The sequence below is a fragment of the Acididesulfobacillus acetoxydans genome, from assembly GCF_902729405.1.
GTDB classification, from domain to species: domain Bacteria; phylum Bacillota; class Desulfitobacteriia; order Desulfitobacteriales; family Desulfitobacteriaceae; genus Acididesulfobacillus; species Acididesulfobacillus acetoxydans.
Window position 1 is genome coordinate 3,693,154 of record NZ_LR746496.1, and the last position, 26,946, is coordinate 3,720,099.

A 26,946-nucleotide genomic window follows, 5' to 3' on the forward strand; every position below is an offset into this window, starting at 1 on the left:
TGCGCTCGGGCCTCACCCGTCTTCACCCCGTGATTCTTCTATTCTCCGCTCCCGATATTTTTCCTCCCGATATTCTTCTTCTCGATAGCTCCCCTCTCGAACCCTTGAACAACTCCAGATAATTCTAATCCCAGTCAAGCCGGTGATCCCGACCTATCAGCCTGCCCGAAGAAGCGAAACGAGGAGGATCCCATGAAAAAAAGCGAATTATACCGACATCTGACTGTCAACTTGGATTTGGCGCTCGAAGCCCACGAAATTCTCCGGGGGGAAACGGGAACCGAAGTTCCCGGCGTGCGGATGGATGAGGAGCGCTATGAACACTGTAACGTGACGACCATCACCATTGAGACTGACGAGGGTGTTAAGGAAATGAACAAACCCAAAGGGCGTTACGTCACGATGGAGGCCCCGCAAATTCGCGACAATGACCGCGACACCCAGCGCGAAATCACCCAAGTCCTGGCCGGTAAATTAACGGAACTGATGGGGATCGGGGAGGATGCCGGGGTTCTCCTCGTCGGCCTGGGCAACTGGAATGCCACGCCTGACGCCCTGGGACCCAAAGTCATCAACAAAAGCCTGGTAACCCGCCACCTGTTCAAACAGTCGCCGAACGAATTGAAGGGGAAGCTCCGCGAGGTCAGTGCCATAGCCCCCGGAGTCCTCGGCCTCACCGGAATCGAAACGGCCGAAATCATCCGGGGAATTGTCGAACACGTCAAACCGGACTTGGTCATTGCCGTCGATGCCTTGGCCGCCGGATCCTTAGAGCGCATCGGGACCAGCATCCAACTGGCCGATACGGGAATCCACCCGGGCTCTGGGGTCGGCAACCACCGCGCCGGAATCAACGAAGAAAACATCGGCTGTAAAGTCTTAGCCATCGGCCTGCCCACCGTCGTTAACGCCGCGGTCATTTCCGGCAACACGCTTGACGTCTTGCTGGATGAGTTGAAGACCAGCCCCACCCTCTACAAAATCTACAAAGGCCTCAATCCGCAATTCATGCAAAACATCATGGAAAAAGTCCTCTCTCCTTATAAAGGGACACTCATGGTCACTCCCAAAGAAATAGACTCCTTGATTGACGTCACCGCCAGGATTATAGCCGGAGCACTCGGCCTCAGCCTTCATCCGGGCATCAATCCGGAAGACTATGAACGTTACTTGCAGTAGGTGAAGCGACCGCTCATCCGGCGGTTGGCGCACCACCAGAAAAAAGGAGCGGCCGGATCCGCTCCTTTTCTGACTGTCATCTCATCCTTACTATAACCTTATTTATTGGCGGTGTTGGGGAAGCGCTTGTGTTTGCGATTGGCTATGCCAATTTCTTGAGCCACCTCGTACTTGAACTGTTCCATTTCGGGAGTCAGCCGAATCTCGTTCTTCCCTTGGTCAGCCATGCGCGCACCTCCTCTGTCTGTTGTTGGAGCGGCAGACCTGCTTCGCTGCCGCCAATATTTTTTCCTTTTTTCACGGCTTCCATCACTATTATTCGCCCCACAGGCAAAAACATACCTGGCAAAATCGTGCAAAAAAAGCCGCGTTAGTGGATTCCCGTTTTACCGGAATCATAAAGGCCGGATACCGCCTCCAACACGGCTTGATACCTGTCCGGCTCCGCCAAAACCTTCTGAGCAAAGAGATGGGCTTGTTCGACCAGGAGTCCGTCCCGAGACAGGTCTGTCAGGCGCAGCTCCGGAAGTCCGTGCTGCCGGGTACCCATGAGTTCCCCCGGCCCGCGCAGGCGCAGATCCTCTTCCGCGATTTTAAAGCCGTCCTGGGTCCGGCACAGCACCTCCAAGCGGCGGCTTGATTTAGCCTCCGACATCAGAATGCAGTAGGACTGCTCGCTTCCCCGTCCGACCCGTCCGCGCAATTGGTGCAACTGGGCCAATCCGAACCGTTCCGCCCCTTCGATCACCATCACGGACGCGTTCGGAACATTTACCCCGACTTCCACCACAGTGGTTGCCACCAGGATGTGAATCCCGCCCCGTTGAAACTCATGCATTACGGCTTCCTTTTCCCCGCCTTTCATGCGGCCGTGCAGGAGGGCGATCCGCTGCTGGGGAAAACGCCTTTGCAAGGCCTCCGCCCTCTCTTCAGCCGATACCAAATCCGACATCTCGGAGCCCTGCACCAGTGGGCAGACGACGTAAATTTGCCGCCCCCGGCTCATCTGTTCTTCCATAAACTTTTCCAGGCTCGGCCGGCCCCGTTCACTCAGCCGGCGCGTCAGAACCGGTTTCCGTCCCGCGGGCATTTCATCAATCACGGAAAGCTGCAGGTCTCCGTAGAGCGTCAAAGCCAAAGTTCGCGGAATCGGGGTCGCCGTTAGGACAAGGACGTGCGGACTTTCCCCTTTTCCTCGCAGCAAAGAGCGTTGGCGCACGCCGAAGCGGTGCTGCTCATCGGTAACCGCCAAGCCCAGACGCCGGAAGCTCACACTTTCCTGGATCAAAGCATGGGTCCCGACGACGACCTGAACCTGGCCCAGCGCGAGCCGCCTCAAAGTCTCGTCACGCAGCGAACGGCTCTGGCTGCCCAGCAGAAGGGCAATTTTCACACCTAAAGGAGTAAGGGACTTTTCCAAGGACTGATAATGCTGTTCAGCCAAAATTTCCGTCGGAGCCATCATCGCCCCCTGATAGCCTGATTCCACAGCCCGCAGCAGAGCCGCCATGGCCACCACGGTCTTGCCCGAACCCACATCACCCTGAACTAAGCGAGCCATCCCCTTCGTCCCAGCCATGTCGCGCAGAATCTCCCCGATCACCCGCTCCTGCGCTTTGGTCAAACCGAAAGGCAAGCCCGCCAGCAATCCGGCCACCATCCCGGTATCCCTGTTCAAGGCTGGGCTCGCCGCGTCCGCCGGCCCCCGGCGCAGGAGAGCAACCGCTAACTGCAGGAAGAGAACCTCCTCCCAAACCAGGCGTGTCCTGGCCAAGGCCAGGCTCTCCGCGGACCGGGGAAAATGAATCTCGCGATAAGCCTGCGCGCGCTCCATCCACTTCTCGCCGGCCCCCGCCCCCAAAAACTCGGGAAACAAACCCTCCGTCCGGTCGACGACCTGGCGGACAATTCCCCGCAACGTTTTGGAAGACAGGCGGGCTGTTTCCGAGTACACCGGGACGATCTCATCCCGGGCGCTTCCTTCCCCGTCCGCACTTTCAATGTCTGCGGCCAGAATTTCACAAAGATGCCTCTGACATTGAATCTTGCCCGTAACCACCACCCGGGTCCCGACCGGATACTGCCTGAGGACATAAGTCCGGTTAAACCACACGGCCTGGATAACGTGCCTCCCCTGCTCAATCCCCAGTTTGATTACCTTGATTCTTCCGGGAGAAACCTGCCCGTAGACCACCGTTCCGTAAACGCTCGCCGTCTCCCCGTCCCGCAACTCTTCAAAACTCCTGAGACGGCGATCCTCGTAGCGCCTGGGGAAATAAAGCAGTAAGTCCCGGGCCGTTTCCAGACCCAGGCCTTGCAATTGCTTCATCCGCTCCGGCCCAACCCCCTTAAGGAACTGCAAAGACGAGTCTTTGACCTTTTCCGGGAAGCCGGAAATTCCGGCCCCTTTCCCATGTCCTCCGGGGCTGAGTGCACTGGGCCGGCCGCAAACGCCCGGCCCGCCGGCCGCCGCCGGCTGCTCCTCTCCGCTCACACTCCGCTTCTCCGCCGTGAGCCGCTCCTCTCCGCTCACACTCCGCTCCTCTCCCGCCGGCCGCTGCTCTCCCGCCTCCTCCGTCAGTCCGTCTATCTCCGCCAGAAGGGCGGGAAAAGCCTCCCGCCTCTTCAGCGGACTCATATGCGCATAACGCAAGGCGATCTGCCTCATCAGAGTCAGGTTCCGTCCGGGCACAAGCTGTTCCAGCCGGGGGAGTATACCGTTGAGGAAGACACTGAATCCGCCCAGGGCGCCCGTGTTGGTATACCCTTGTCTTTCCTCCGCCACCGCGGCTTTGCGTAAGTTCGCCAGCACCAGCCGCAGCGTATTCATGGCAATGTCAACTGAATCTTTCGTGCCGTCGGGGTAGCGGCCAACCCTCCCTGAGCGGTTTCCCGCAGTGAACAGGGCAACTGCCTGCCGATCAGGGCCATGGTATCGATGACCTCATCCAGCGGAATCGCGCTTTTCACCCCCGCCAGGGCCATTTCGGCACCGGTCAGGGCCAGAACGGCGGCCGTAGCGTTACGTTTGATACAAGGGACCTCAACCAACCCTGCCACCGGATCGCAGACCAGGCCAAGAAAAGATTTCATCGTAATCGCAGCGGCATGAGCTGTCTCTTCCGGGGTGCCCCCGGCAAGCTCGACCGCCGCCGCCGCCGCCATAGCGGCGGCCGAACCGATCTCCGCCTGGCAGCCGCCCTCGGCACCGGCAAGAGTCGCCCGCTCGGCCACGACCATCCCCAGCCCTGCCGCCGTAAACAAGGCCAGCACCACCTCTTCTTCCGGGTAGTTGCCGCTCTCCTGCACCGTCAGCAAGACCCCAGGCAGCACCCCGCATGAGCCGGCTGTCGGCGCCGCGACGATCTTCCCCATCCCGGCGTTGACTTCCGCCACGGCCAGGGCCCTGGCAACCGCCCCGCTCAAGCGGTCTCCCACCAGACTCTGCCCGTTTAAACGCCTCTGCTCCACTTTGACCGCATCCCCGCCGGACAAGCCGGAAAGTGAGTGCTCTTTCTTCTTCAAGCCTGTCTCAACCGCCTGATACATTACCCGCAAATTGGCCCGCATCCGCTCAAAAAGCTCCTCGGCCGTCTTTTCCAGCTCACTCGCCTGCTCCTGCAGGACCACCCGGCCAATTTTCTTCTTCTGTTGGTTCGCTGCCTGCACCAAATCCATGTATGACCGCATTTTTACCTCCTAGACCAAGGGATCGATCGTCATTGAACGCTTTAAAACCGGCATTTTGCCCAGGAGCGCCGCGACCGCCGGATCGATTTTTTGGTCCATTTCCACAACCGTTAAGGCCACTGCGCCTTTCTTCTCCCGGGAAACCCGCATCTCGGCGATGTTGATCTGGGCAGCCGCGAGAATAGCGGTCACCTGCGCTACCACTCCGGGAAGATCTTGGTGCAAAATGACCAAAGTCGGGTAATCTCCCCTCAGCATGACCGGAAATTCATCGATGCCGCGGATCTCAATCTGTCCTCCCCCGATGGAACAACCCAAGACCGTTGCCTCGTGTCCGGTTGCCCCCTTCAGGTCAAAACGAACACTGTTCGGATGGACATCACCCAAATCCCCGGCTGAGAAAACGGTTTTCAAGCCTGCGGCCGCCGCCATTTCCATGGCCCGAGGGATGCGCTCGTCATCCGGCAGCATGCCTAAGAGCCCGGCCACCAAAGCCAAATCCGTTCCGTGCCCTTTCCCGGTTTCCGCAAAGGAACCGTGCAATATGATCTTGGCTTCCCGCGGTTCATCGCCAAGGATCTTCCGCGCCATGAGTCCCAGGCGCACCGCGCCCGCCGTATGCGAACTCGACGGTCCCACCATCACCGGCCCCAGAATATCGAAAACGTTAATTCGTGCCACAGTTTCACCTTCCGAAAAGATCCTATTCAACACCCAAGATATAGTAATACAGTGGCTGCCCTCCCGGATAAACCTCCACCTCGACCTCGGATTTTTGCGTCTGCAGCCAATTTTCCAGTTTCTTCGCTTCCTCAGCTTCGGTCTCCTGGCCGTAAAACACCGTAACCAGGTCATAATTGCGCCAGTCCATTTTTTCCAGGGTTTTTTCCGTAACTGTCAGCACGTCCTTGCCGACCGCCACCAATTCCCCTTCCGCCAGGCCCAAAATATCCCCCTCGCCGATCTCGAAACCTTCAAACTGAGAGTCCCTCACGGCATAAGTGATTTCACCGGATCCTACCCGTTCCAAGGCCTCCCGCATAGCCTGCGCGTTTTCCTCCGCTTTCGCCCCGGTTTGAAAGTTCACCAGAGCCGCGATTCCCTGCGGAATAGAACTGCTGGCGATAACCTCCACCCGGCGGTCGGTCACAAGCTCCCGAACCTGCTCCGCCGCCATGACAATGTTGGGATTGTTCGGCAGGATAAAGATGTGGCGGGCCCGCACTTTCCTGACCGCGGCCGCCAAATCCTCCGTACTCGGATTCATCGTCTGGCCCCCGGACACCACCCCGTCCGCACCCAGGCTGGCGAACACCCTGGCGATCCCTTCGCCCGCGGCCACGGCGACCACTCCCTGTTCCTTCAGGGGCTCTTCCCGCCGGCTCCCGGCTTCCGTCCCGCGCACAGACACGTCCGAATCCCCCCCTCCCTCTCCGGGCTGAGCCGGGGAAGTTTCGTCGTTCTTTTGCCCTTCAACGCTCTGCCCTTCTCCCGCGCCGGCAACTCCTGCCGTCTCCTCGCCGGGAATTCCTCCCATTTCCTTAGCGGCATGGGCCGCCGCCTCATTTTGAGCCAACATGTTATGTATGGCTACCTCATGCAAAGCCCCCCAGCGCAAGGCATAATCCAACACCTGCCCCGGATTTTTGGTATGGATATGTATTTTGGCGACCTCCGGAGTACCCACCACGAGCATGCTGTCGCCCCAGTCCGCCATATCCTGCTTGATGCGTTCCAGGGGAATCTCCCTGCCTTTAAGGAGGAATTCCGTACAGTAGGGATACTCCAAATCCTCTACTCTGAACAATCCGCCCGCCGCGGGTTCGGCCGAGCGTTCAGTCAGGTCCGGCGCCGCGGCGGAGACCGTCTTGCCCTCCGGCACAACAGAGTTTCCTTCCAAGGCCGAGATCCACCCCCGGAGAATCAGGATGAAACCCTGCCCCCCGGCATCCACCACTCCGGCCCGCTTGAGAACCGGCAATAGTTCGGGCGTTCTCGCCAAAGCTTTTTCGCCCTTTTGACAACCTTCCCTGAGGGCAGCCAGGACGCCGCCGCCCTGTTTGGCCCGAGCCAAGGCCCCCCGCGCCGTCTCTTTGGCCACGGTTAAAATCGTCCCTTCGACCGGCTTCATCACCGCCTTGTAGGCTGTTTCAACCCCCGTCTGCAGAGATTGAGCCACCTGCGTGGCATTGGCGGCGTCGAGACCGTCCAGCCCTTTGGCCACCCCGCGCATCAGTTGCGAGAGGATCACACCCGAATTGCCTCTGGCACCCATCAGGGAACCCATGGAAACAACCGCCGCCGCTTCCGCCAGCGAAGGATTGGACAGTTTGGCAACCTCCCTTGCCGCGCTCTGAATGGTCAAGTGCATATTAGTTCCCGTATCACCGTCGGGAACCGGAAAAACATTCAAAGCGTCCACTTGCGCTTTTTTCTCTTCCAGTGCCCGCGCTCCCGAAACAATCATTTCTTTCCATTGTGCTCCGTCAACCGTGTTCATCAAGTCGGCGCCCGGTTTCAAACTCATTTCCCCCTACTCCACACAAACTGGCAAACCTCCCGGAAACCTCTTGCCGAGCCATGTCTGATAGCCCGAAAGACCGGCAAGTTATCGCTCCAGACTCTAATCAAGTACCCGGACCCCTTGAACATTGACATTGACTTCACTCACATTCAAACCGGTCAGGTTTTCCGTGGTGTAGCGCACTCTTTCCATGACATTGGCTGCCACTTCCGAGATGCGCACTCCGTACCCTACGATGATATACAAATCGATAAAAACCCGATCGTCCTGGATGGAAACAACGACCCCCCGGTCCAAATTCTCCCGGCCGAGTATCTCCGCGAAGCCATCCGTAATCTTGCGCGAGGACATGCCCACTAAGCCGTAGCATTCCACCGCCGCCGCCCCGGCGATGATGGCGATAACTTCTTCCGAAATATCGATTTTCCCCAAGCGATTGCTTATTTCCTTACCCATCCCAGGTCCTCCTTGCAGGCATTTACCCTCATTCTACTAGGTTCTCCCTCATTTTACTAGGTTCCGTGATAAGATTCAAAATCTCCGCGCCCCGCGTTCGCGGGATTTAACGCGACCGGGGCGGGCGGCCAATCCTGAACCGCGGCCAAAAAGCTCGCGCTCGTCAGCGCAGCTTAACAAGGAGCTTCACTTCTACGCTTACCTATTGGAACTCAATCTATACCCTCGTGCGTGCCGCAACTTGCCAATCGTTCTAACCTCTGATAGAATGTATAAGTGTCATTTTCGGTGCAAAGGAGGTTTTGAGCATGGCCAACGTCTGTGCGATATGCGGCAAGGGAGTTGTGACGGGAATTCAAGTCAGCCACTCTCATATTCGCAGCAAAAGAACCTGGAAACCCAATCTGCAAAAGGTTCATGCACTTGTCAACGGTACTCCCACCCGGATTAATGTTTGCACCCGTTGCTTGCGTTCCGGCAAAGTGCAACGTGCAATTTAATGAAAGAGTGACGGCAGCCTGCCGCAGACCCGACCTCGGCCGGGTCTTTTTCATATTCCTTTATTCGACATAATCTACAAAATTACTCAATTGCAGGAATTCCGTCCCGGCGGGGCGAATACATAGACATCAAGCTTGTCAGAGTGGGAGGGTGCAGCGGAATGGCACGTATTGCTATCGTTGAAGATTTTCCGGCAATCCGCGAACTCTATAAGTACGCCCTCGAGCCAATGCAGGCCGTGATTCAGGATTACCCCACCGGGAGCGAAGCCATTAGGCAGCTGCCGGATTTCCGGCCGGACCTGCTTATCCTTGACCATCGTCTTCCCGACATGACCGGCAATGCGATTATTGAACACTTACCTCAAATTCAAAACATACCCATCATCGTCGTCTCGGGGTATTTGGACCCTGAAATCCTGCCCCGTTATGAATCTTTGGGAGTGAGTAGGATCCTGGCCAAACCCATCGATCTCGCCCTCCTGCTCGACCAAGTCTCGCGGCTCTTGAATTCGGCCGCTTCTTCCTGACCTCTGGCTCAGTCCGGGGCTTTCCTGTGTTTCAGCCGCGCTTGCACTGCATTAAGAGGAGAAACGGAGGATGAGCAGAACCTGACCCCGGCAGACCTCCACTGTCGCTTCCTCGCCCAAAAAAACATTACTGAGGCCGCGGGGGGAATCCTGGCGCAAGACCGCCTTGTCCAGGGGATAATGCACCCCCGTAATCGTGACGAGAGCTGTCTCTGAAAGGGCGATCAGAGACAGCTCTTGTTTCGCCCGGCCCTTCAACACCTCCCGTCCCCGGATAATCCACATCTCCTGCTGCGGGTCTTTCATCCGGATCTTACGCCCGCGGCGGGCATAAGCCATTAAGAGGGCCAGATTCCCCAAGAAATGGTCCGGGCGTCCGCCCGTTGCCCCGTAAAGAGTTATCTCCTCCCCCGGCAGCGCTTGTCCTTCGGCGAAAGCCAAGGCCAGTTCCAGGTCTGTTTCGTCCTTCTCCCGCGGGTAAGACCGAATCTCGACCCGCCGTTCCCGGCAGCGCCTCAGATTTTCCGGCGTGATCGAATCCAGATCCCCGATGACGGCCTGGGGAAAATGACCGCTGTTTAAAGCCGAGTTGGCTCCCCCATCCGCGCAGACAAGGTAAGCTGCGCCGGCCAATTCATCCTTGCCCCAATCCGCATCCCAGATTCCGTTGGCCAATACTGATACCCTCATAACTCATAACTCCTAGCGGCCCGGGAACTCCGAGTTCAATCCGGAACCGACGCCCCTGCCTCCGGCCCGGAGATGAAGACCGCTTCCCCCTTGATGTATTTTTTGCCGGGTCGGTCAAATCGGCGGGCCCGCCCCTTCTGCCGCCCGGCGTAAAGCATGCAGCGCCTGCGCGGGATCCTCGGCGGCAAAGACCGCCGCTCCGGCGACCAATATGCCGGCCCCGGCTTCCGCCACGATCGGCGCCGTTTCGCTGTTGATACCCCCGTCCACCTCGATCAGGCAGGATGAGCTCCGCCGCGCCAATTCCCGCTGCAGGCCTCGGATCTTGGGCACGACCGCCGGGATAAACTTTTGCCCGCCGAAACCCGGGTTGACGGTCATCACCAACACCACATCCAAATCGTCGAAGAGATAGGCCAGCTCTTCCCCGGAAGTGGCGGGATTGAGCGCCACCCCCGCCCGGACCCCCAGGCTTTTAATCAACTGGATCACCCGGTGCACATGGGGCGTTGCCTCCCAATGAATTGTCACCAAGTCGGCGCCCGCCTTCACAAACTCCGGCACAAACCGTTCCGGGGCTTCGATCATCAGGTGAACGTCAAAAGGAATCCGGACATGTTTCCGCAGCGACTGCACCAGAGCCGGCCCCACCGTCAAATTGGGCACAAAGTGCCCGTCCATCACATCAATATGCAGCCAATCCGCCCCGGCATCCTCCACCCGCTTAACCTCTGCGGCTAAGCGGGCGAAATCCGCGGACAATATGGAAGGTGCAATTTGAATCATATGCCAATTCCTTTCCTTGTCCGTAATTTTAACCTTGATAAGCCGGCCTTTGGCCCAACCGGCTTCAATAACGTCTTTCCGCGGCGATCACTTCCTGCAGGAACTGGCGGTAATGATCATAACGCGGGGCCAAAATGTCTCCTGCCGCGACTGCCCGCTTCACTGCACACTCCGGCTCCCGGTCATGCAGACAGCTTTTGAACCGGCACAATCCCCGGTAAGGGTCCATCTCTGGGAAAAAGCCGGCTAGTTCCTCTCTCTTCATGGCGGGGAGGTCCAGCGCAGAAAATCCCGGAGTATCCGCCACCAATCCGCCCTCACACTCAAAAAGTTCCACGTGGCGCGTCGTGTGCCGCCCACGCTTGAGTTTGCGGCTCACATCCCCGGTTTTCAATTCCATCCCCGGTACCAGGAGATTCGTCAGACTGGATTTGCCCGCACCGGACGGCCCGGCCAAAACAGTAATCCGGCCCCGCAAAACCGGCCGCACCCGGTCCAACCCTTCCCCCGTCTTGTTGGAAACCCGGGCCAGCAGATAACCCAGCCTTGCATAGGCCTGCCAGACTGCCTCTTCTTCCCGGGCCGGCCTCCAAAGGTCGAACTTCGTCAGGACCAGGAAAGGTTTGATTCCCGCTCCGATCACCTGAATAAGCAAGCGGTCCAAAAGATTCAAGTCCGGCTGCGGCGAGACCATAGCAAAGACAAGCAAAGCCTGATCCACGTTGGCTACACTGGGGCGCACCAGGCTATTCCGCCGCGATTCGACTTTTTCAATCGTCGCCACTTTTCTGCCGGGCAAAATCGCAACCCTGTCCCCCGGAAAAAAATCCTGGTCCCGGACACGGAAACGACCGCGTAAGGAACACTCCCACACCCGGTCTTCCGCCAGCACATAATAAAAACCGCCATACCCTTTAAGCAAAATACCCTCGATCATATCGGCTCCTTATCCTATCGGCCCGGGGCCGCGCGAAACCGTGATGGTGACGTTCGCTCCCTGTTGAACCGGAGAATTGGCGGCCGGGTTCGTCTTGATCACCATCCCTTTGGGATATTGAGTGGAATCCTGGCTGTCCGTCACGGGAGTAAGATTATGCGCCTGGAGAATCTTGGCCGCCTCAGCCGCCGATTTTCCCACCACATTGGGCATGGAAATGGTTTGCACCTGGGGACCCGTGCTGATCGTCAACTGAATGTTTCCGTCTTTGTGCCAAAGCGTATCAGGCGGCGGGTCCTGAGCAACCACGCTTCCCGCCGGCACGGTTGAACTGGGAACCTCCGTAATGGTAGGAGTCGCGGTGAAATTCGCATTGCCGATGGCGATGAGGGCATTTTCTTTGCTCAAGGGCGGGTTAATCAGATTGGGGAACTTCATCAACTGCGCTCCCTTGCTCACGACCACCGTCACCTCATGCCCGATCTTGACGGGAGAGTTGGCGGCTGGCACCTGGCTGATAATCTCGTTTTTGGGCACGGTATCACTGTATTCCGCCGAATTATCAGGGCCCAAAACCAGCTTGTATTGTTGCAGCAGAGCCTCCGCCTGCTTTACGGTCTTCCCTTCCAGCGACGGAACCACGGTGTCGCCCACTGTCAGATAGCTGCGCAGCCAAAGCCCGGCGCCCAGCAAAGCCAGAACGACAATCGCCGTCACCACCCAAGGCCAGCGCCGGCGTTTCTTCCGCTGCCTTCCCGGCGCGGCGCTCTCCGCCGGCCGTTCTTCCGCCGGGTTCGAATTCATCCTGCCCGCCGTTTCCGTCAGGGGCCGTACCCCTCGATGGACCTGGGTCGCATCCAGATCCATCGGTTCTTCCGGTTTAGGCACCGGCTGGCCGGAACGCACTTTCTCCAAGTCGGCCAGAAAATCCCCGGCTGTGGCGTACCTCTGTTCCGCCGGCTTAGCAATCGCCCGCATAATGACATTTTCCAGGTCCGGCCCCACCCGCGGATTGAGCTGGCTGGGCCGGGGCGGCACCTCTTGCAGGTGTTTCAAAGCTACGGCAATGGGCGTCTCCCCATCATAGGGTACTTTTCCCGTCAGGAGCTCATACAGGATGATTCCGAGAGAATAGAGGTCTGACCGTTCATCGCTGGGCAGCCCTTTGGCCTGCTCCGGTGAAAGGTAATGAACAGAACCGACAATATCCCCGGTGTGGGTGACAGTGGCGGCAGACACGGCCCGGGCAATACCGAAATCCGTGACTTTGGCCCGCCCTTCCGCCGTAACCAGGATGTTGTGCGGTTTAATATCCCGATGAATAATGTGATGCTGATGCGCATGCCTGATAGCCTCACCGATCTGGCGGGTCAGGTTAATCGCCTGCTCCGGGGATAAGGGCGCGAATTCACGGATGATCTCCTTGAGATCGCGACCCTCCACGTATTCCATGACGATGTATTCAATATTCCCGTCCTTGCCGACATCATAAATGGAAACAATGTTCGGATGAGACAAGCTGGCCGCGGACTGGGCCTCGCGGCGGAAACGCTTAACAAAATCCTCATCCGAGAGGAACTGCTCGCGCAGTACCTTCACGGTGACAATCCGGTTGAGGAGCAGGTCCTTGGCTTTATAGACAATCGCCATACCCCCTGCGCCGATGCGTTCAATCACTTCATAGCGCCCGCCGAAGACTTTACTCACATTCTTCACCTACTTTCGCTTAATGCGGCTTCAATAAGCCGGCGGGCTATCGGGGCGGCTGCCCCTCCCCCCGTCCCACCGTTCTGGACAAGAACTGCAACCGCAATTGTCGGTTTATCCGCAGGGGCAAAGGCAATATACCAGGCATGGGTGGGGACATTGCCCCCCGGTTCGGCCGAACCGGTCTTGGCCGCCACTTGGACGCCGGGCAAAGCTCCGGGAGCAGCCGTGCCCTCGTTGACAGCCGTGATCATGGCGCTGGTGATCTTGTCCGCCTCTTCTTTGCTCATGACCTGTAACCAAGGTTCTGTGGGCGCCGTATAAACAACCTGTCCCCCCGGAGCCAAAACCCGGTCCACCAGGTGAGGTTTCATCATCACCCCATGGTCGGCAATGCAGGCGGTAATCAGTGCCATATGAAAAGGACTCACCATGACCTGACCCTGACCGAAAGCACTGGACGGGAGAAGGGACTCCGGCAGCTTCGCCGGCAGGGCCGCCTGATTGGTCAGTCTGCTCATAGGCACATCCAATTCCAGAGGTATCTTCTGTCCGAAACCAAAAGCTTTAGCCGCGGCCAAAAAGCTGGCCGGACCGGCCTGATTGGCAAAAGTCGCAAAATAAGTATTGCAGGAATCGGCCAAAGCCAGATTGTAATTCACCCAGCCGTGGGCCTCATGATTTTGCTCCGGAATATATTGCCCGTCAATAATCGTTTGGCCGGTGCAATCGTAGAGTTGAGATGTATTCAGTCCGGCCCTGAACAGATCCAGAGACGTCACAACCTTGAAAGTGGAACCCGGCGGAAAGAGGGAAAAGGCATGATTGCTCAAAGGGCTGCCGCTCTGCGAGACAATCGCCGGCCAATTGCGGTCAAGATCATTCGGATCAAAGCTGGGCCGACTGGCCAAAGCCAGAACCTGCCCGTTGCGCGGATCAATAGCCACCGCCGCCCCGGCTTTCCCTTGCAAGCCGTCATAAGCAATCTGCTGCAGCTTGCCGTCCAAGGTCAGAACCACATCGTCTCCCCGACGGGGAAGTTGAAATATCCGCCGAACCTGCTGCGTCAAGGTTTCGTTCCGCATCCCCAGAAGCCAATCCGCCAAAGCTCCTTCCAGGCCGGCAGACCCGTGCAAAAGGGTGGCATAACCTACCGCAGGCTCAAACTCAGCGCCTTTGGGATAAACCCGCACCTTTTGTCCCGCCTTAAGCACAGTCTGAGCTAATATTTCGCCGTTGCGATCGAAAATTCCTCCCCGTTCAATCCTCTGCTCCAAAACGATAAGACGCCGGTTGGCCGGATTCTCCAACAACACCTGAGAGCGGACCACCTGCCAGTAAACCAGCCCCAAGCCGAGGGTCAAAAAACTGAAGGCCAAACCTAAAGCCACCCGCCGCAGGCCGTGCATCATGTGGCATACTCCCTCCCTTTGGCCTCGGCCAGGGAGTTTTTGCTTTCCGCCTGCGAAATACGGCTCAACAGCCCGAGCAGCAGAAAATGCACGAGCATGGAACTGCCCCCATAGCTAATCCAAGGTAACGGAATCCCGGTCAACGGCAAGAGCTTCGTCACCCCGGTCAAAATTACCAGGGATTCCGTGCCGATGAGGATCCCGATCCCTGCCGCCAAAATCTGACCGAAATGGTCCGAAGTCTTCATACTGATCGAAAAAGCCCTGAGAACCACGATCAAAAACAGACAGATGACGGCCATGGCTCCCACAAATCCCAACTCTTCGGCAATCGCCGCGAAAATGAAATCCGTGCTGACCGCGGGAACCTGAAAGGCCGCGATTCCGTTCCCCAGCCCCGTCCCCAGCACCCCGCCCCCGGCTATGGCAAACAAGGACTGGGCAATCTGGTACCCGCCCCCCGCAATATCCCGCCAAGGATTGAGCCAGGCTTCCACCCTGACCCGGACATGCCCGAAAAGGGTGTACCCCAGCCAACCGGTCAGGAGAAAGACGGGAATGGAGACCCCCAGGTAGAGAGCCCGATCCGTCACCGCATAGAGCAGCAGGACAAAAAGAGCATAAAACACCAGAGCCGTGCCCAAACTTTTCTGAGCCGCCAAGAGACCCAGGGAAAAAGCCGCCATCAGCAGAAAGGGGCCGAGCGTCCGGACATCCGGGACGGACATCCTCCCTATCTGAACAGTCCCTACCCGCAATAGGGTCTCATGCTCTCCCAGATAAGACGCCAAGAACAGGAGCAGAGCCACTTTGACCAATTCTTCGGGCTCCACCGTAAAGGGACCCAAGCGCAGCCAGCTGGTCGCCCCGCCGGAAGTCACACCGAACAAGAGCGTAACGACCAGAAGCCCCACGGCCGCCAAACCCCAGAAGTACTGAAGATTGCCCAGACGCCGGTAATCCCGCAGGCCCCAGAGCAAAAGATAATAAAGCACTAAACCGGCCATCGCCCACCACAGTTGATGCAAAGCCAGATCCGGACGGATCCGGGCCAAGAAGACAACCCCCACACTGACAATAGCCTCCACCGTCGGCAGGATAAAGGGGTCACCCCGGTAGCGGGTCACTCGTTCCAGAACGGCCCCCGCCGCCATCAGCAAAGTAAACGCCCCCGCCGGCCCGAGCAGACGCGGGTCCAGCTTTCCTTCCAAGTGCAACACACCCAGCCCCAGCCACAATATAGCAAATATGATCAACCGCAAGCTGAATTTCGTTTTCATAACCCTCACTTTTTCATCCCAGCGGGGAAACGGGCTCTTGTTTCTTGCGCAGCCGTGAAAGCCCCGGCACAAAAACCGTCCCTAGTCTAAAACACAGCAGAGCAGCGTGAAGTTGTCCGGGGCGCCCCGCTCCAGCACCAGCCGGCGCAAGGCTTCCAAATGGCCCTCCCAGGAACGTTCCGCCCCCAGTTCGTCACGCACTTCTTCCGCCTTCACCACGTCGGAAAACCCGTCCGTGCAGAGAAAGAACACGTCCCGGGCCTGCGTTTCAACCTTGCGCAGGTCAATCTCGATCTCTTCGGCCGCGCCTACGGCCCGCATGATCATGTTGCGTTTCGGATGCTTCTCCGCCTCCTCCGGTGAAATCTGCCCCAGGCGCAAAAGCTCACCTACCAATGAATGATCATCTGTCAGGGCTATGAGTTCACCGCCCCGCCACAAATAAGCCCGGCTGTCTCCCACATGCCCGATGAGAACCTCTTGTCTCAGAATGAGAAGGGCCGTCAGAGTAGTGCCCATCCCCCTTCTCTCCGGGCTGGCAAGGGAAGACGCGTACACCACCCTGTTCGCTTCGGTTAAACTCCGCTGCAGCCAATCGCCGAGAGTATCCCGCTCAAGGGTGTCCAACTCGGCCGCAGACTTGGCCAGCTGGGCCAAAGCCATTCTGGCCGCGACCTCTCCCGCCAGATGCCCGCCCATCCCGTCCGCCACGGCCAGAAGACCGCGGTCTTGGAGAATGAGATAAGCGTCTTCATTGTTTTTGCGCACAAGGCCGGTTTCACTGCAACTTAGAATTCTCATTTTGCCACCTCGTGTATTGGAACGTAATACTTCCTATTTTCACATAATCCCCAATAACGAGCTGTACGGGGGAATTAATACGTTCTCCGTTCACCCAGGTCCCGTTCGTACTGCCCAGATCCTCCAGCATTGTCACCCCCTTCTGCCGGCGAAAAACGGCATGGTCGAGAGAAACAAAATGATCCGGCATGATAATGTCGTTGTTTTTACCGCGCCCCACGCTTAACCCCCGGTTGTCGACCCGGAAACGCCTCCCTTTCGGCAGAGTCTCCGTACCGTTGAGCACCTCCAACTGCCCAAATTCCTTTTCGCGCGGACGGAACAGCCCTTTGACCTGTAAATCGGCAATTAAGACCGTCAAAATGCGGAAGAGAAAAAGATAAATCAGGGCCACAAACAGGAGCCGCCCAATGATAAGAATGGCTTGCATATCCTACCTCCGGGAATTCTTTGACCAGCTAGCGATGAATCACGACGACCGTTTGCCCGAGACGAATCTTTTCCCCGGGCGTGACCAGCCGCCGCGTGATCCTTTCGCCGTTCACCCAAGTCCCGTTCGTACTGCCCAGATCATCCAGCAGCCAGCCTTGCTCCTCCTCCGTCACCTTAAGGTGCCTCCTGGAAACCTCCGGATCGTGCAGGACGATTTGGCACTGCGAATGGCGCCCCAGATAAAACACCTCCGGGGGCACAGGGAAAATCTGGGTAGCATCCGGTCCCTCAATTACTTCGAGATAATAAGCCGGATTCCTGCCGGGTTGAGCGGCTGAAGGCAAGTTTGTCTTGACTTCTTCCCGGAAAATACTTGTTTGTTCGCGCCAGTCTTCTTCCTCGTCCGCTTCAGGCGCCTCATCTCCCCAATCTACGACAATTGAATCATCGAAGTCAGCTTCGATAAACATTTCGCGCGGGGTCACCGTATCATCCTCATGCAGTTCAATGGCAGGTTTAGTCAGAAAGGTACAACCGTACTTCTCCCCTTCCTGGTACAGATATTTTGAGAGTTCCAGTAAAAGTGCGTCGCCGAAAGTCGCCAAAGGGCTCCAGTCGCCGGAATGAAGAAAAACCCGGTAGACATTGGGCACATATACGGCTGAAACGCTGACCTGTTTGTGTTTTAACATCACTTTGACCAGTTCTTTGGCGATCTCGACCGGCTGCAAGCGGGCAGAGTTCTTCTTGAACGCTCCGGTAAACAGTTTCTCCGCTACCGCTTCAAAACGAGCCAGCAGACTCATTTCCGTTTCACTCCCCATAACGCCGCCTCAGTTGACCACACGCCGCTTCAATATCTGTCCCGCGTTCCTCCCGGACGCTGACCGGGATTCCCGCCTCGGCCAGGATGCCGGCGAACTCCGCCACCCGCTTCTCCGCCGGCCGTTTGATTCCTGTCTCCGCCACCGGGTTGACCGGGATCAGGTTAACATGTGCCAACATTCCTCGCAAAAGTTTGGCCACTGCAGATGCCTCCTGTTCATTGGCCGTTTTTTCCGTCAAGGCCACCTCAAAAGTAATCCGGCGGCCGCTGATTTCGCCGTATTCCCGGCAGGCCCCAAGCAGCTCCGCCAAAGGATAGCGCCGGTTCATCGGCACCAGGACATCCCTCACCGCATCGGTCCCCGCATGCAGAGAGACGGCTAATCCCACCTGGGCATTGTCCCGGGCCAACCGCCGGATCCCGGGCACCACCCCGCTCGTCGAGATCGTCATCCTCCTCATGCCTATATTCTGCCCCTGAGGACTGTTCAAAACCTCGATGGCTCTTAACACCGCCCCATAATTCAGGAAAGGCTCCCCCATCCCCATGAAAACCACATTGGTCACTTGAAAACCCTCGTCCTCCCGCCGGAGATTACGGGTCAGCTCCAGAACCTGACCCGTGATCTCCCCCGCTGTCAGATTGCGGCGGAAACCGCCGAGACCGGTAGCGCAAAAGGCGCAGCCCACCGGGCACCCCACCTGAGTAGAAACGCAAACTGTGTGCCTGTCCCGCGCCCGCCGGCGCTCATAATCCATGAGCACACATTCAATACTCTCCCCGTCTGCCAGGCCGAAAAGATACTTCCGGGTCCCGTCGCGCGATCTCTGCTCCCTGAGCAGCTCCAAGGGCCGCAAAGTCAGGACGGCGCTCAAAAGTTTCCTGTCCGCTTCTTTGATGTTCGTCATTTCCGCCCAAGATCGCACAGCGCGTTCCTGAACCCAGCGGAAGACCTGACTGCCCCGAAAACGCGCCAGACCGTTGGCCAGACACATTTTCCCCAGTTCTTCTTCTTTGCAGCCACGCGCTTCTTGTTGTTCCATAGTATGGTCACAGCCCAGCGGTTCTTGTCGTTCCATAGTATTATTCACCTAATCGCCAGCGTTCTAAACTTCCCGCCTGGTAAATTGCGCCAGGAAAAATCCGTCCGTCCCGTGCCTCTGCGGTAAGAGCTGCAACATTCCCTTCTCCGCCTGACGCCGGTCCCGCGGATCTGACAACGAAAAAGGCAGCCTCTCCGCCAAGTCGGCAGGAACAAACTCCGCGTGAGCGGAGCGGAACGCTTTGACCACCTCAAAGTTTTCCTCCGGCTCCACGGTACAAGTCGAGTAGACCAACGTTCCTCCGGGCCTCACTTTGGCCGCGGCTCTCTCCAGGATGGCAAGCTGAAGCTGTGGCAGAGCCTCTATGTCCTTCTCCTCCTTGCGCCAGCGCAAATCCGCCTTGCGCCTGAGGATCCCCAAGCCGGAACAGGGCGCGTCCACCAGCACCCCGTCCTGAGATTCATCCTCCACGCCGCTCAGCTCGCGCGCATCCCCCGGATAGGTGTGAATGATGGAGATGCCGAGGCGCCCGGCCAGTTCCTCCACCAGCCGGAGTTTACCTTCATGCCGGTCAAAAGCCGAGATAGAACCGGTATTGTGCATGAATTCCGCCAGGTGAGTCGTTTTTCCGCCCGGCGCACTGCAGGCGTCGAGAACCGCATCCCCGCTCTGCGGCCGCAACACGTGGGCTACCATCTGCGAGCTCTCATCCTGAACCGTGAAAAGACCCTCCCTGAACGCGGCCAGCTCAGCCAAAGCCCCCAGGCCAGAGACGCGCAGACTTTCCGGAACCCGCTCCCCCGGTTCTGCCGCCACTCCTTCCAGAAGCAGCCGTTCCCGCAACCCTTCCCGGTCGGTTCTTAAAACATTGGCCCGGATCCAAAGCGGAGCCGGCTCGTTATCGAGGCGCAGCAGCTCCTCCGTTTCCGTAAACCCCCAGCGTTTCCACCAGCGGCGCACCAGCCAGTCAGGGTGTGAATGGCGCACTGACAAATAGCGTACCGGCTCCCTCGCGGCCTCCGGCCACGGCAAGTCCCAGCCCGTTTCCATAACCCGGCGCAGAACGCCGTTCAACAGAGCCGTAAACTTGGGCTCCGAGGTCTTGGCCAGTTCGACGCTCTCGTTGACCGCCACGGCCCCCGGAATTTTATCCAAATAGAGAAGCTGGAAAGCCCCGAGGCGCAGAATTTGGCGGACCCGCACCGGCAAACTCGACATGGGTTTGCGCAGGTGCAGGCGCAAGGCATAATCCAGGGTGAGCCGGTGCTTTAAACAGCCATTGACGAGTACCGTCGCCAGGGAGCGCTCCCTTGGCTCACTCAAAGCCCCTAAATTATGTTGGAGGAGAATATTGGCATAGGAAGCGCCGCTTTCCACCCGGGAAAGGATCTCCGCCGCAAGAAAACGCGGGCTCCGCCTCACCGGTCCTCCGGCCGGCTCTTGTCCTCTGCTCATAAATTCTCACTGTCCTCAAACAAACTCAGTCGCGGCGGCTACGTCCCTGTGCGATCAGGACAAAACGGGCCAGCTGTAAGACTGCGGCCAGGGCGGCCGCCACATAGGTCAAAGCCGCGGCGCTCAAAACCGCACGGGCACCTCTCATTTCGTCTCCGGCCACCAGGTTTTCCTGGCTCAACATGGCCAAGGCTCTGTGGCTGGCATTAAACTCCACCGGCAGCGTGATCAGCTGAAACAAAACCGCAAAGGCAAAAAACAGGATCCCCACTTGCAACAGGAGCCCAAAAGCCGGCATAAACAAGCCGACCAGAATGAGGATCGGACCCAAACTGCTGCCGAAATTGGCCACAGGAACAAAAGTCGAACGCAGCTGCAGCGGAAAGTATCCCCTGGCATCCTGGAGGGCGTGTCCCGTCTCATGAGCGGCCACCGCCACCGCCGCCAAAGAATTACTGGAATAAACATCTTGACTCAAGCTCACGACCTTTGTCCTGGGATCATAGTGGTCAGACAAACGGCCGCTCACCGCTTCCACCCGCACGTCATACAAACCGCTGCCCCCGAGAATAGCCCGCGCCACTTGGGCGCCGGTGAGACCGCTGCGGGCCCGGATTTCCGAGTACTTGCCGTAGGCGGAAGAAATCTTCGCTTGAGCATAGACGGAAAGCAAGATCGCGGGAATCAATAAAATCATCGTCGGATCATAGAAAAACATCTCATCCATCCTCCCTCTCAGGACAAATTATAAACCCAACCTCTCTCCCGCTTCCCCATGCCTGCCCAGGAAAAAATCCCGGGCCGGCATCCGGCGTTTTCCCGCCGGCTGTACTTCTTTGATTTTCAGCCACCCGTCGCCCGTCCGCACCGCCAAGCCGTCTCCTTCAATCCTCAGGACCTCGCCCGGCCAATTCGCCGGAGTCCCGAAGCCTGAGTCCCAAACCCCGGCCAAGGTCTTGCCGCTGCTTTTTTCGGGGCCGGCAGCCGGCTGTCCTCTCCCTGTTTTCTTGCTTCTGACCCTTGTGTAATTGGTCTGCGTACCGGATCGGACTCTCTCCTCCCCCGGAGAATTCCTTGCCCCGGTCTCGGTATACCGCTTCCCCGCGCTTTCCCCCGCGCTTTCCCCCGGGGATGTTTCTTCCTCCGGGGGAGAGCTTTGCCAGACTTTGAGACTCTCTCCCCGGAAAGTCGTATAAGCACCCGGCCAGGGATTGAGACCTCTGATGAGATTGTGAATCGCCCAGGAACCGCCTGCCCAGTCAATCTTTTCATCCTTGCGGGTGAGAAGAGGCGCATAACTCCCCGGCCCCGTCTGAGGAACCGGCCGGACAGTGCCGGCCTCGACCCCGGCTAACGTATCCAAAAGCAGGGTTGCGCCCAAACGGGCCAGTGCCTCATGTACCTCACCGCCGGCGGCCTCCGCAGAAATCGGATATTCCGCCTGTAAGAGCAGGTCTCCCGTATCCAGACCCTGATTCATAAGCATCGTGGTAACCCCGGTCACTTTCTCCCCCCGGATCACCGCCCACTGAATCGGCGCCGCGCCGCGGTAAGCCGGCAGCAGAGAGGCGTGTACATTAATACAGCCCCTGCGCGGCAAGGCGAGGATCTCAGATGAGAGGATCTGCCCGTAGGCCACCACAACGATGCCCTCCGGCGCTAAGTCACGCAGTTGAGCCACCGCCTCGGGACTTTTTACCCGTTCCGGCTGGAACACCGGCAAACCCAGCGCCAAAGCCGCCGTTTTCACCGCGCTGGGCTTCATCAGTTGTCCCCGGCCTGCCGGGCGGTCCGGCTGAGTAAACACCCCGGCAACCTCGTACCCCGCTCCCACCGACGCCTCGAGGGAAGGAACCGCGAAATCCGGAGTCCCCATAAACACCAAACGCATAAAAACCTCCCAGGATTCATTTACCCAATGCGGCTTCCGCCGGGCCGGCGTCCCGCACCTCCTGCGGCTAAGGAACTTTGCGCGTTCCGCAGGGCCCCTATGAGTCTGCGCATCGTTCACGTGCGTTCCCCGCGGCGACCTTCGCCGTCGCCGCAGCGGTCTCGTGCGTCTCCGCGGCGACCTTGAGTTCCTCGCCGCACCATCGCCGTCCCCGCACTACCCCACCGCGTCTCTGCCGCGTCCTTGTGTGTCTGACACCCCTCCGGCCCATCGCCGCAAGAACGTTCAGGCAATACCTCTTGCCTCTTTGCGGCCGGATTCCTCTACCGCCTCCGCACGACTGCGCTATGACGCGATGGCTGCCCTTTACTTGCTGCGGTAAATCTTCTTAGCCTTATCAATGAAGAGGATACCCTCCAAATGGTCTATTTCGTGCTGCAAAGCCCGAGCGAGCAGTCCGTCTGTGGTGATGTCCACCGGCTCGCCCTTGCGGTCCAAACCCTTAACCCTGACCTGAGCCGGCCGCACGACATCCCCATTGACCCCGGGAATGCTGAGACAGCCTTCCGTTTCCACCGATACCCCGGAACTCTCGACGACTACCGGATTGACGAGCTCTATCAAACCCTCTCCCACGTCCACCACGATGGCGCGTTTTGAAACTCCGATCTGCGGCGCTGCCAGGCCGATCCCGTTGCCCGCGGCATACATCGTTTCAGCCAAGTTATCGAGCAGTTTCTCGATCGTTTTATTGACTTCGGGAATCTCTTTTGCCTGCTCCCGTAAGACTTCCGCCCCAACCTCCACAATTTGATACACTGCCATTTGAGACGTCCTCCTTCTTTCCTGCAAAGTCTCACCCAAATTCTTCACTCCACCGCCTCAAGCGGTGGCCATAGGATCAACCTCGATATTCAGTATTATGCCATGAGCCGCCGAGCTTTGAAAAAACTTTTCGATCCCGCCGTGGAGAAAAGCCCTTAAAATCTCGATATTTTTTCCCTTAACCAACACCTGCCAGCGAAATTGCTTTTTCAGCCGGGGCAGGACGGCGGGTGCCGGACCAAGGACATTCAACAGTTCAGTATTCCCATTTCCGTGTTCCGGCATTCGCCCGAACAGGGCCGTGGCCAGTTCATGCGCCCCTTTGATCACCCGCTCCTCCTCCTCCCCCTGGACAAGCACCCGTATGACGTGCGTGAAAGGGGGATAGCGGCGCTCCTTTCTGTAGCGAATTTCCTCCCAGAAAAAGCCCTCAAAATCATGAACGGATGCGTGTTGGATAGCGCGGTCCGCCGGGGTATAGGTTTGAATGACGACTTCCCCCGGTTTTTCGCTCCGTCCGGCACGCCCGGCAACTTGCGTCAGCAGTTGAAACGTCCTCTCCCTGGCCCTGAAATCCGGCATCTGCAGAGTTTGGTCAGCCGCCACGATCCCCACAAGAGTTACATTGGGAAAATCCAACCCCTTGGCCATCATCTGCGTCCCCACCAGAACCTGAGCCTCCTGCCTCCTGAAAGCCGCCAAGATCTCCTCATGGCCCTGTTCATGCACCGCATCCCAGTCCAGCCTCAAAACCCTTACCTGGGGCCATAGGCCCCGCAGTTCTTCCTCGACTCTTTGCGTCCCCAGGCCAAAGAAACGGATGTACCGGCTCCCGCACTCGGGACAGCGGTGAGGCGTTTCCTCGGTGTGATTACAATAATGACAACGCATCACTTCGTCCTGAGTATGATAAGTGAGCGCCACATCGCAGTCGGGGCAGCGCGCCACGTAACCGCATTCCCGGCATACGACAAAAGTCGCGTAGCCCCGGCGGTTTAAAAAGAGCATGCTTTGCTCACCCCGCTCCAGCCGCTCCCGCAGCTTGGTCTGGAGGCTGAGAGAAAACAGACTGCGGTTGCCCTTAGCCAAGTCCTCCCGCATATCCACAACTTCCACGGGGGGCAAGATGCAGGATCCTATGCGTTCCCTCATCGTGAGCAGTTCGGCTTTGCCGCTCCGGGCCGCCGCATACGCCTCCAGCGAAGGTGTCGCGCTCCCCAGGAGAACCACCCCTTGACGATATTCCATCCGTTTGCGGGCAACATCCCGGGCATGATACTTGGGGTTCTCATCTTGCTTATACGCCTGGTCATGCTCCTCGTCCAAAATGATCAATTTCAGGGCCGGCAGAGGGGCAAAAACCGCCGAACGGGCCCCGATGACCAGATGGACATTTCCCTCCAGTATCTTCTCCCAAGCCCTGGCTTTCTCCCCCGGTTTGAGCCCGGAATGGAGCACCAGCATTTGCGAACCAAAATCTGTCTTAAAATAGCGAGCCAGCTGGGCTGTCAAGGAAATCTCCGGCACCAGCAGGATCACGTCCCCGCCCCGGAGGAGAAGGTACTGAATCACCCTCCTGTACACTTCCGTCTTCCCGCTTCCGGTCACCCCGTGCAGGAGGAGAGTGCGGGCGGCTCCTTTGCCCAGGGCCGATATAATCTCTGTTACCGCCGCTTTCTGTTCGCGGCTGAGAATTTTCTCTCCCCAAGACACCCGGAACAACTTTTCGGTTGAGGATTCCGCCTGCCCCCCGGACCCACACTCCCTTTTTTCACAATCATTCGGGAACGCCTCAGCCGGGGTGCCATCTTGAGAGATGAGCGCCTCATAAGCGCCCTCTTCAAGGAAGTTCGCAGAATCCGCACAGGCGCTTTGCCGAACGCCGCCACCCCGAAAAGCATCTGCCTCCCGAGTATCTGCCTCCCGAGTATCTGCCTCCCGAGTATCTGCCTCCCGAGTATCTGCCTCCTGAGTACCCACCCCCCGAGTATCCGCCTCCCGGGTATCGGCCTCCCGGGTATCTATCTCCCGGGTATCTATCTCCCGGGTATCGGCCTCCCGCGGTGCTTCCCGCGAAACTCCCCCGGAGGGAATCCGGGCAGACCGGGCTCCGGTTTTCCAAGCAGAAGAGAACCGGGTTTCTGTTTTCACCCAGCCCTGCCCGATCAGCTGCTTCAAGAAGTCCCCGCCGACCCGGGCTCTCTGCAGGAACGTCTTCAGGGGCAAACCCCGGCGCCGGGAGCGGCCCAGTACTTCCAGGCAGGCATAAGTTTCCGGATCGAGCCAGCGCAAAGTCTCGACATCCGGGTCTTCCCGGCCCGCCAGAGGGATTACCCACTCTTCCACCTTGCCTTTGAGCAAAGGCCAAACCGTACGCAGGCTTTGAGCCACGGAACACAGGGTCGTCTCCGCCAGCCAGCGAGCCAGCTCGATCATCTCCGCGGGCACCGCTGCCGCCGCCAAAATCTTCAAGACCGGACGCAATTCCTTGCCCTCGGCTTCCTTGGGCAGGCGATCCGCGACCCGAACGATCAGCCCCTGCACCTGCCGGCCCTGTAAAGGAATCAAGACCCTCATCCCGGCAGCGGCCTTCATGTCATCCTGAACAATATAGTGGTAAGTTCTATCGAGACGCCGGTTGGCGACGTCCGGCATAACTTCGGCGTACCGCGTCAAAAAACTGCGCCTCCCAAACTGAATGCTCCATATTCACGACCATTATAACAGTTTTGTCCGGCCACAACCACATCCGCCACGGCGGGCCGAATGGCCGGACACAAGCGCAGAAGCCCGAGGCATACCCGTATCGGGATCAGGAGCAGGGTTATGTCTTTCAAGCGCCGATAGGCCCGGATGGCAAGAAGACCATCCGGACCATAACCCAGATAAATCTATAACCCAGATAAATCTCTGCTGAAAACTTGTGGAGGGAACTGTTTCGGGTCCGGCGCCGCGATAAGGCGATTATCCGGACTGTCGAGCAGGCAGCATCAAAGCAAAGCTGTTCGCCCGATATAAAGCCTGCACGGCTTTAGCCGTTGTGGAGCGTCACTCTGAAAGCTCTCCGTTATACCCCTGCTTCGCGGCTGACTGCCGCAAAAGCGATGGACATCAGCTTACTGCGCGGCGAATCATTGCGCGAGGTCATCACGATCGGCGTCTTCGCCCCCAGGATGATCCCCGCAAACGTGGCTCCGGCAAAATAGAGCATGGACTTAATCACCGCATTTCCAACCTCAATCGTCGGCACCAGGAAAAGATCGGCGTCTCCGTTCACCCGGCTCTTGATGCCCTTATGTTTCAAGGCCGCCGCGCTGATGGCTCCGTCCAAAGCCAGGGGACCGTCCACGACAGCCCCCACGAATTCTCCCCTCTCACCCATCTCCGCCAAGGCGGCGGCATCCGTTGAGGAGACCATCTTCGCGCTCGGAACTTCGTTAGCCGATAAAGCGACAACTTTCACTTCCCCCATGCCGATACGATGCATGCAGTCCAAGGCATTGGCGAGAATTTCCTTTTTCTGCTCCAGCGTGGGAGAAATGTTGATTCCCCCGTCCGTCAGAAAAAGAAGCCTGTTAAAACCCGGCACCGAGATAGCCGCCAGATGGGAGAGCAGCCTTCCGCTTCTCAGCCCATCCTCCGCACGCAAAACCGCCCGCAGGAAATCGGCCGTGTTCACAAGCCCTTTCATGAGAAAATGAGCCCTTCCTCTGACCACAGCGTCCACAGCCTTATGGGCAGCCGCCACCGGATCCGGCTCATCAATCAGTTCCGCTTTACCTAAATCCAACCCGATTTGCCGGGCCAAATCCTCGATCCCTACCCCGGACCCAATCAGCAGCGGATCGATCAACCCCACGGTTTGGGCCATTTTCACCGCTTCCAGCACCTGTTTATCGGCAGCCGCCGCCACGGCCACCCGCGCCCGGCCCAGGCTTTGGGCCCTTTCCAAAAGAACCTCCAACCCGGTAAACCTCAATTG

25 protein-coding genes are annotated in these 26,946 nt (G+C 58.2%); 3 read left to right on the forward strand and 22 right to left on the reverse strand.

Annotation, left to right across the window (positions count from 1 at the left end; genetic code table 11):
* Nucleotides 1-192: 192 nt before the first annotated feature.
* Nucleotides 193-1,179 carry a GPR endopeptidase gene (gpr, locus tag MNU25_RS16480; protein WP_240986062.1) on the forward strand — a complete coding sequence of 329 codons (987 nt, stop codon included), beginning with the start codon at nucleotides 193-195 and terminating at the stop codon, nucleotides 1,177-1,179.
* A gap of 98 nt (nucleotides 1,180-1,277) precedes the next feature.
* Here gpr and MNU25_RS16485 read toward each other — a convergent pair whose 3' ends face one another.
* The 6 genes from MNU25_RS16485 to MNU25_RS16510 form a co-directional block, all read right to left on the reverse strand.
* Nucleotides 1,278-1,406 (reverse strand): small, acid-soluble spore protein, alpha/beta type, encoded by a 129-nt coding sequence (locus MNU25_RS16485; RefSeq protein ID WP_047829603.1) that lies wholly within the window; start codon nucleotides 1,404-1,406, stop codon nucleotides 1,278-1,280.
* Nucleotides 1,407-1,549: 143 nt separating this feature from the next.
* Nucleotides 1,550-4,009 carry an ATP-dependent DNA helicase RecG gene (gene recG, locus MNU25_RS16490; protein ID WP_240986063.1) on the reverse strand — a complete coding sequence of 820 codons (2,460 nt, stop codon included), beginning with the start codon at nucleotides 4,007-4,009 and terminating at the stop codon, nucleotides 1,550-1,552.
* A complete protein-coding gene (gene sdaAA, locus MNU25_RS16495) occupies nucleotides 4,006-4,869 on the reverse strand; it encodes an L-serine ammonia-lyase, iron-sulfur-dependent, subunit alpha (RefSeq protein ID WP_240986064.1) in 864 nt (287 codons plus the stop codon). Before sdaAA ends, recG begins: the two co-directional genes overlap by 4 nt.
* A 9-nt stretch (nucleotides 4,870-4,878) precedes the next feature.
* Nucleotides 4,879-5,550, reverse strand: coding sequence for an L-serine ammonia-lyase, iron-sulfur-dependent subunit beta (sdaAB, locus tag MNU25_RS16500; protein ID WP_240986065.1), 672 nt, complete (start codon nucleotides 5,548-5,550; stop codon nucleotides 4,879-4,881).
* A 22-nt stretch (nucleotides 5,551-5,572) separates the two neighbouring features.
* The gene (locus tag MNU25_RS16505) at nucleotides 5,573-7,396 is read right to left on the reverse strand and encodes a DAK2 domain-containing protein (protein WP_240986066.1); all 1,824 of its coding nucleotides are present in this window, start codon (nucleotides 7,394-7,396) and stop codon (nucleotides 5,573-5,575) included.
* A gap of 96 nt (nucleotides 7,397-7,492) precedes the next feature.
* On the reverse strand, nucleotides 7,493-7,849 hold the full coding sequence (locus MNU25_RS16510) for an Asp23/Gls24 family envelope stress response protein (protein ID WP_047829598.1): 357 nt from the start codon (nucleotides 7,847-7,849) through the stop codon (nucleotides 7,493-7,495).
* A gap of 308 nt (nucleotides 7,850-8,157) precedes the next feature.
* Here MNU25_RS16510 and rpmB point away from each other — a divergent pair, with 308 nt between their 5' ends.
* Together rpmB and MNU25_RS16520 are read left to right on the forward strand one after the other, a co-directional pair.
* Nucleotides 8,158-8,349, forward strand: coding sequence for a 50S ribosomal protein L28 (gene rpmB / locus MNU25_RS16515; protein ID WP_240986067.1), 192 nt, complete (start codon nucleotides 8,158-8,160; stop codon nucleotides 8,347-8,349).
* A gap of 161 nt (nucleotides 8,350-8,510) precedes the next feature.
* Nucleotides 8,511-8,879 (forward strand): response regulator, encoded by a 369-nt coding sequence (locus tag MNU25_RS16520; RefSeq protein WP_240986068.1) that lies wholly within the window; start codon nucleotides 8,511-8,513, stop codon nucleotides 8,877-8,879.
* Between the two features lie 51 nt (nucleotides 8,880-8,930).
* On the opposite strand, the gene MNU25_RS16525 is transcribed toward MNU25_RS16520, so the two are convergent.
* The 16 genes from MNU25_RS16525 to MNU25_RS16600 all read right to left on the reverse strand — a co-directional run bounded on the left by MNU25_RS16525 (nucleotide 8,931) and on the right by MNU25_RS16600 (nucleotide 26,943).
* On the reverse strand, nucleotides 8,931-9,569 hold the full coding sequence (locus MNU25_RS16525; RefSeq protein WP_240986069.1) for a thiamine diphosphokinase: 639 nt from the start codon (nucleotides 9,567-9,569) through the stop codon (nucleotides 8,931-8,933).
* A 114-nt stretch (nucleotides 9,570-9,683) separates the two neighbouring features.
* Nucleotides 9,684-10,355, reverse strand: a complete 672-nt coding sequence (rpe, locus tag MNU25_RS16530; protein ID WP_240986070.1) for a ribulose-phosphate 3-epimerase — start codon at nucleotides 10,353-10,355, stop codon at nucleotides 9,684-9,686.
* A 64-nt stretch (nucleotides 10,356-10,419) separates the two neighbouring features.
* Nucleotides 10,420-11,292 carry a ribosome small subunit-dependent GTPase A gene (gene rsgA / locus MNU25_RS16535; protein ID WP_240986071.1) on the reverse strand — a complete coding sequence of 291 codons (873 nt, stop codon included), beginning with the start codon at nucleotides 11,290-11,292 and terminating at the stop codon, nucleotides 10,420-10,422.
* A 9-nt stretch (nucleotides 11,293-11,301) separates the two neighbouring features.
* On the reverse strand, nucleotides 11,302-12,999 hold the full coding sequence (pknB, locus tag MNU25_RS16540) for a Stk1 family PASTA domain-containing Ser/Thr kinase (RefSeq protein WP_240986072.1): 1,698 nt from the start codon (nucleotides 12,997-12,999) through the stop codon (nucleotides 11,302-11,304).
* 5 nt (nucleotides 13,000-13,004) lie between these two features.
* Entirely contained in the window at nucleotides 13,005-14,411 is a 1,407-nt protein-coding gene (locus tag MNU25_RS16545; RefSeq protein ID WP_240986073.1) for a peptidoglycan D,D-transpeptidase FtsI family protein, read from the reverse strand.
* Nucleotides 14,408-15,691 (reverse strand): FtsW/RodA/SpoVE family cell cycle protein, encoded by a 1,284-nt coding sequence (locus MNU25_RS16550; protein WP_240986074.1) that lies wholly within the window; start codon nucleotides 15,689-15,691, stop codon nucleotides 14,408-14,410. Before MNU25_RS16550 ends, MNU25_RS16545 begins: the two co-directional genes overlap by 4 nt.
* Nucleotides 15,692-15,772: 81 nt before the next feature.
* Nucleotides 15,773-16,492: a Stp1/IreP family PP2C-type Ser/Thr phosphatase gene (locus tag MNU25_RS16555; protein WP_240986075.1), complete on the reverse strand. Its 720-nt coding sequence runs from the start codon at nucleotides 16,490-16,492 to the stop codon at nucleotides 15,773-15,775.
* The gene (locus tag MNU25_RS16560; protein WP_240986076.1) at nucleotides 16,470-16,922 is read right to left on the reverse strand and encodes an FHA domain-containing protein; all 453 of its coding nucleotides are present in this window, start codon (nucleotides 16,920-16,922) and stop codon (nucleotides 16,470-16,472) included. The genes MNU25_RS16555 and MNU25_RS16560 overlap by 23 nt, the downstream gene beginning before the upstream one ends.
* Before the next feature lie 28 nt (nucleotides 16,923-16,950).
* A complete protein-coding gene (locus MNU25_RS16565) occupies nucleotides 16,951-17,730 on the reverse strand; it encodes an FhaA domain-containing protein (RefSeq protein ID WP_240986077.1) in 780 nt (259 codons plus the stop codon).
* 7 nt (nucleotides 17,731-17,737) lie between these two features.
* A complete protein-coding gene (rlmN, locus tag MNU25_RS16570; protein ID WP_240986078.1) occupies nucleotides 17,738-18,829 on the reverse strand; it encodes a dual-specificity RNA methyltransferase RlmN in 1,092 nt (363 codons plus the stop codon).
* A gap of 27 nt (nucleotides 18,830-18,856) precedes the next feature.
* Nucleotides 18,857-20,248 (reverse strand): 16S rRNA (cytosine(967)-C(5))-methyltransferase RsmB, encoded by a 1,392-nt coding sequence (gene rsmB, locus MNU25_RS16575; RefSeq protein WP_240986079.1) that lies wholly within the window; start codon nucleotides 20,246-20,248, stop codon nucleotides 18,857-18,859.
* A gap of 25 nt (nucleotides 20,249-20,273) precedes the next feature.
* Nucleotides 20,274-20,966: a zinc metallopeptidase gene (locus MNU25_RS16580; RefSeq protein WP_240986080.1), complete on the reverse strand. Its 693-nt coding sequence runs from the start codon at nucleotides 20,964-20,966 to the stop codon at nucleotides 20,274-20,276.
* Nucleotides 20,967-20,993: 27 nt separating this feature from the next.
* Nucleotides 20,994-22,139, reverse strand: coding sequence for a methionyl-tRNA formyltransferase (gene fmt, locus MNU25_RS16585; RefSeq protein ID WP_240986081.1), 1,146 nt, complete (start codon nucleotides 22,137-22,139; stop codon nucleotides 20,994-20,996).
* A gap of 366 nt (nucleotides 22,140-22,505) precedes the next feature.
* Nucleotides 22,506-22,964, reverse strand: a complete 459-nt coding sequence (gene def / locus MNU25_RS16590) for a peptide deformylase (RefSeq protein WP_240986082.1) — start codon at nucleotides 22,962-22,964, stop codon at nucleotides 22,506-22,508.
* 57 nt (nucleotides 22,965-23,021) lie between these two features.
* Nucleotides 23,022-25,640: a replication restart helicase PriA gene (gene priA / locus MNU25_RS16595; protein WP_240986083.1), complete on the reverse strand. Its 2,619-nt coding sequence runs from the start codon at nucleotides 25,638-25,640 to the stop codon at nucleotides 23,022-23,024.
* A gap of 391 nt (nucleotides 25,641-26,031) precedes the next feature.
* Entirely contained in the window at nucleotides 26,032-26,943 is a 912-nt protein-coding gene (locus MNU25_RS16600; RefSeq protein WP_240986084.1) for a bifunctional enoyl-CoA hydratase/phosphate acetyltransferase, read from the reverse strand.
* Nucleotides 26,944-26,946: the final 3 nt, after the last annotated feature.

Coding starts and splice junctions, on each gene's coding strand:
- fmt (WP_240986081.1), bottom strand. CDS start 22,139: ATGCGTTTGGTGTTTATGGGGACTCCGGATTTCGCGGTTCCTTCCCTC.
- MNU25_RS16565 (WP_240986077.1), bottom strand. CDS start 17,730: ATGAGTCTGCTGGCTCGTTTTGAAGCGGTAGCGGAGAAACTGTTTACC.
- MNU25_RS16580 (WP_240986080.1), bottom strand. CDS start 20,966: ATGTTTTTCTATGATCCGACGATGATTTTATTGATTCCCGCGATCTTG.
- gpr (WP_240986062.1), top strand. CDS start 193: ATGAAAAAAAGCGAATTATACCGACATCTGACTGTCAACTTGGATTTG.
- MNU25_RS16560 (WP_240986076.1), bottom strand. CDS start 16,922: ATGCAAGCCATTCTTATCATTGGGCGGCTCCTGTTTGTGGCCCTGATT.
- recG (WP_240986063.1), bottom strand. CDS start 4,009: ATGAATACGCTGCGGCTGGTGCTGGCGAACTTACGCAAAGCCGCGGTG.
- rsgA (WP_240986071.1), bottom strand. CDS start 11,292: ATGATCGAGGGTATTTTGCTTAAAGGGTATGGCGGTTTTTATTATGTG.
- MNU25_RS16545 (WP_240986073.1), bottom strand. CDS start 14,411: ATGATGCACGGCCTGCGGCGGGTGGCTTTAGGTTTGGCCTTCAGTTTT.
- MNU25_RS16555 (WP_240986075.1), bottom strand. CDS start 16,492: ATGAGAATTCTAAGTTGCAGTGAAACCGGCCTTGTGCGCAAAAACAAT.
- MNU25_RS16485 (WP_047829603.1), bottom strand. CDS start 1,406: ATGGCTGACCAAGGGAAGAACGAGATTCGGCTGACTCCCGAAATGGAA.
- rsmB (WP_240986079.1), bottom strand. CDS start 20,248: ATGAGCAGAGGACAAGAGCCGGCCGGAGGACCGGTGAGGCGGAGCCCG.
- MNU25_RS16520 (WP_240986068.1), top strand. CDS start 8,511: ATGGCACGTATTGCTATCGTTGAAGATTTTCCGGCAATCCGCGAACTC.
- MNU25_RS16525 (WP_240986069.1), bottom strand. CDS start 9,569: ATGAGGGTATCAGTATTGGCCAACGGAATCTGGGATGCGGATTGGGGC.
- def (WP_240986082.1), bottom strand. CDS start 22,964: ATGGCAGTGTATCAAATTGTGGAGGTTGGGGCGGAAGTCTTACGGGAG.
- MNU25_RS16550 (WP_240986074.1), bottom strand. CDS start 15,691: ATGAAAACGAAATTCAGCTTGCGGTTGATCATATTTGCTATATTGTGG.
- rlmN (WP_240986078.1), bottom strand. CDS start 18,829: ATGGAACGACAAGAACCGCTGGGCTGTGACCATACTATGGAACAACAA.
- sdaAA (WP_240986064.1), bottom strand. CDS start 4,869: ATGCGGTCATACATGGATTTGGTGCAGGCAGCGAACCAACAGAAGAAG.
- MNU25_RS16505 (WP_240986066.1), bottom strand. CDS start 7,396: ATGAGTTTGAAACCGGGCGCCGACTTGATGAACACGGTTGACGGAGCA.
- MNU25_RS16510 (WP_047829598.1), bottom strand. CDS start 7,849: ATGGGTAAGGAAATAAGCAATCGCTTGGGGAAAATCGATATTTCGGAA.
- rpe (WP_240986070.1), bottom strand. CDS start 10,355: ATGATTCAAATTGCACCTTCCATATTGTCCGCGGATTTCGCCCGCTTA.
- rpmB (WP_240986067.1), top strand. CDS start 8,158: ATGGCCAACGTCTGTGCGATATGCGGCAAGGGAGTTGTGACGGGAATT.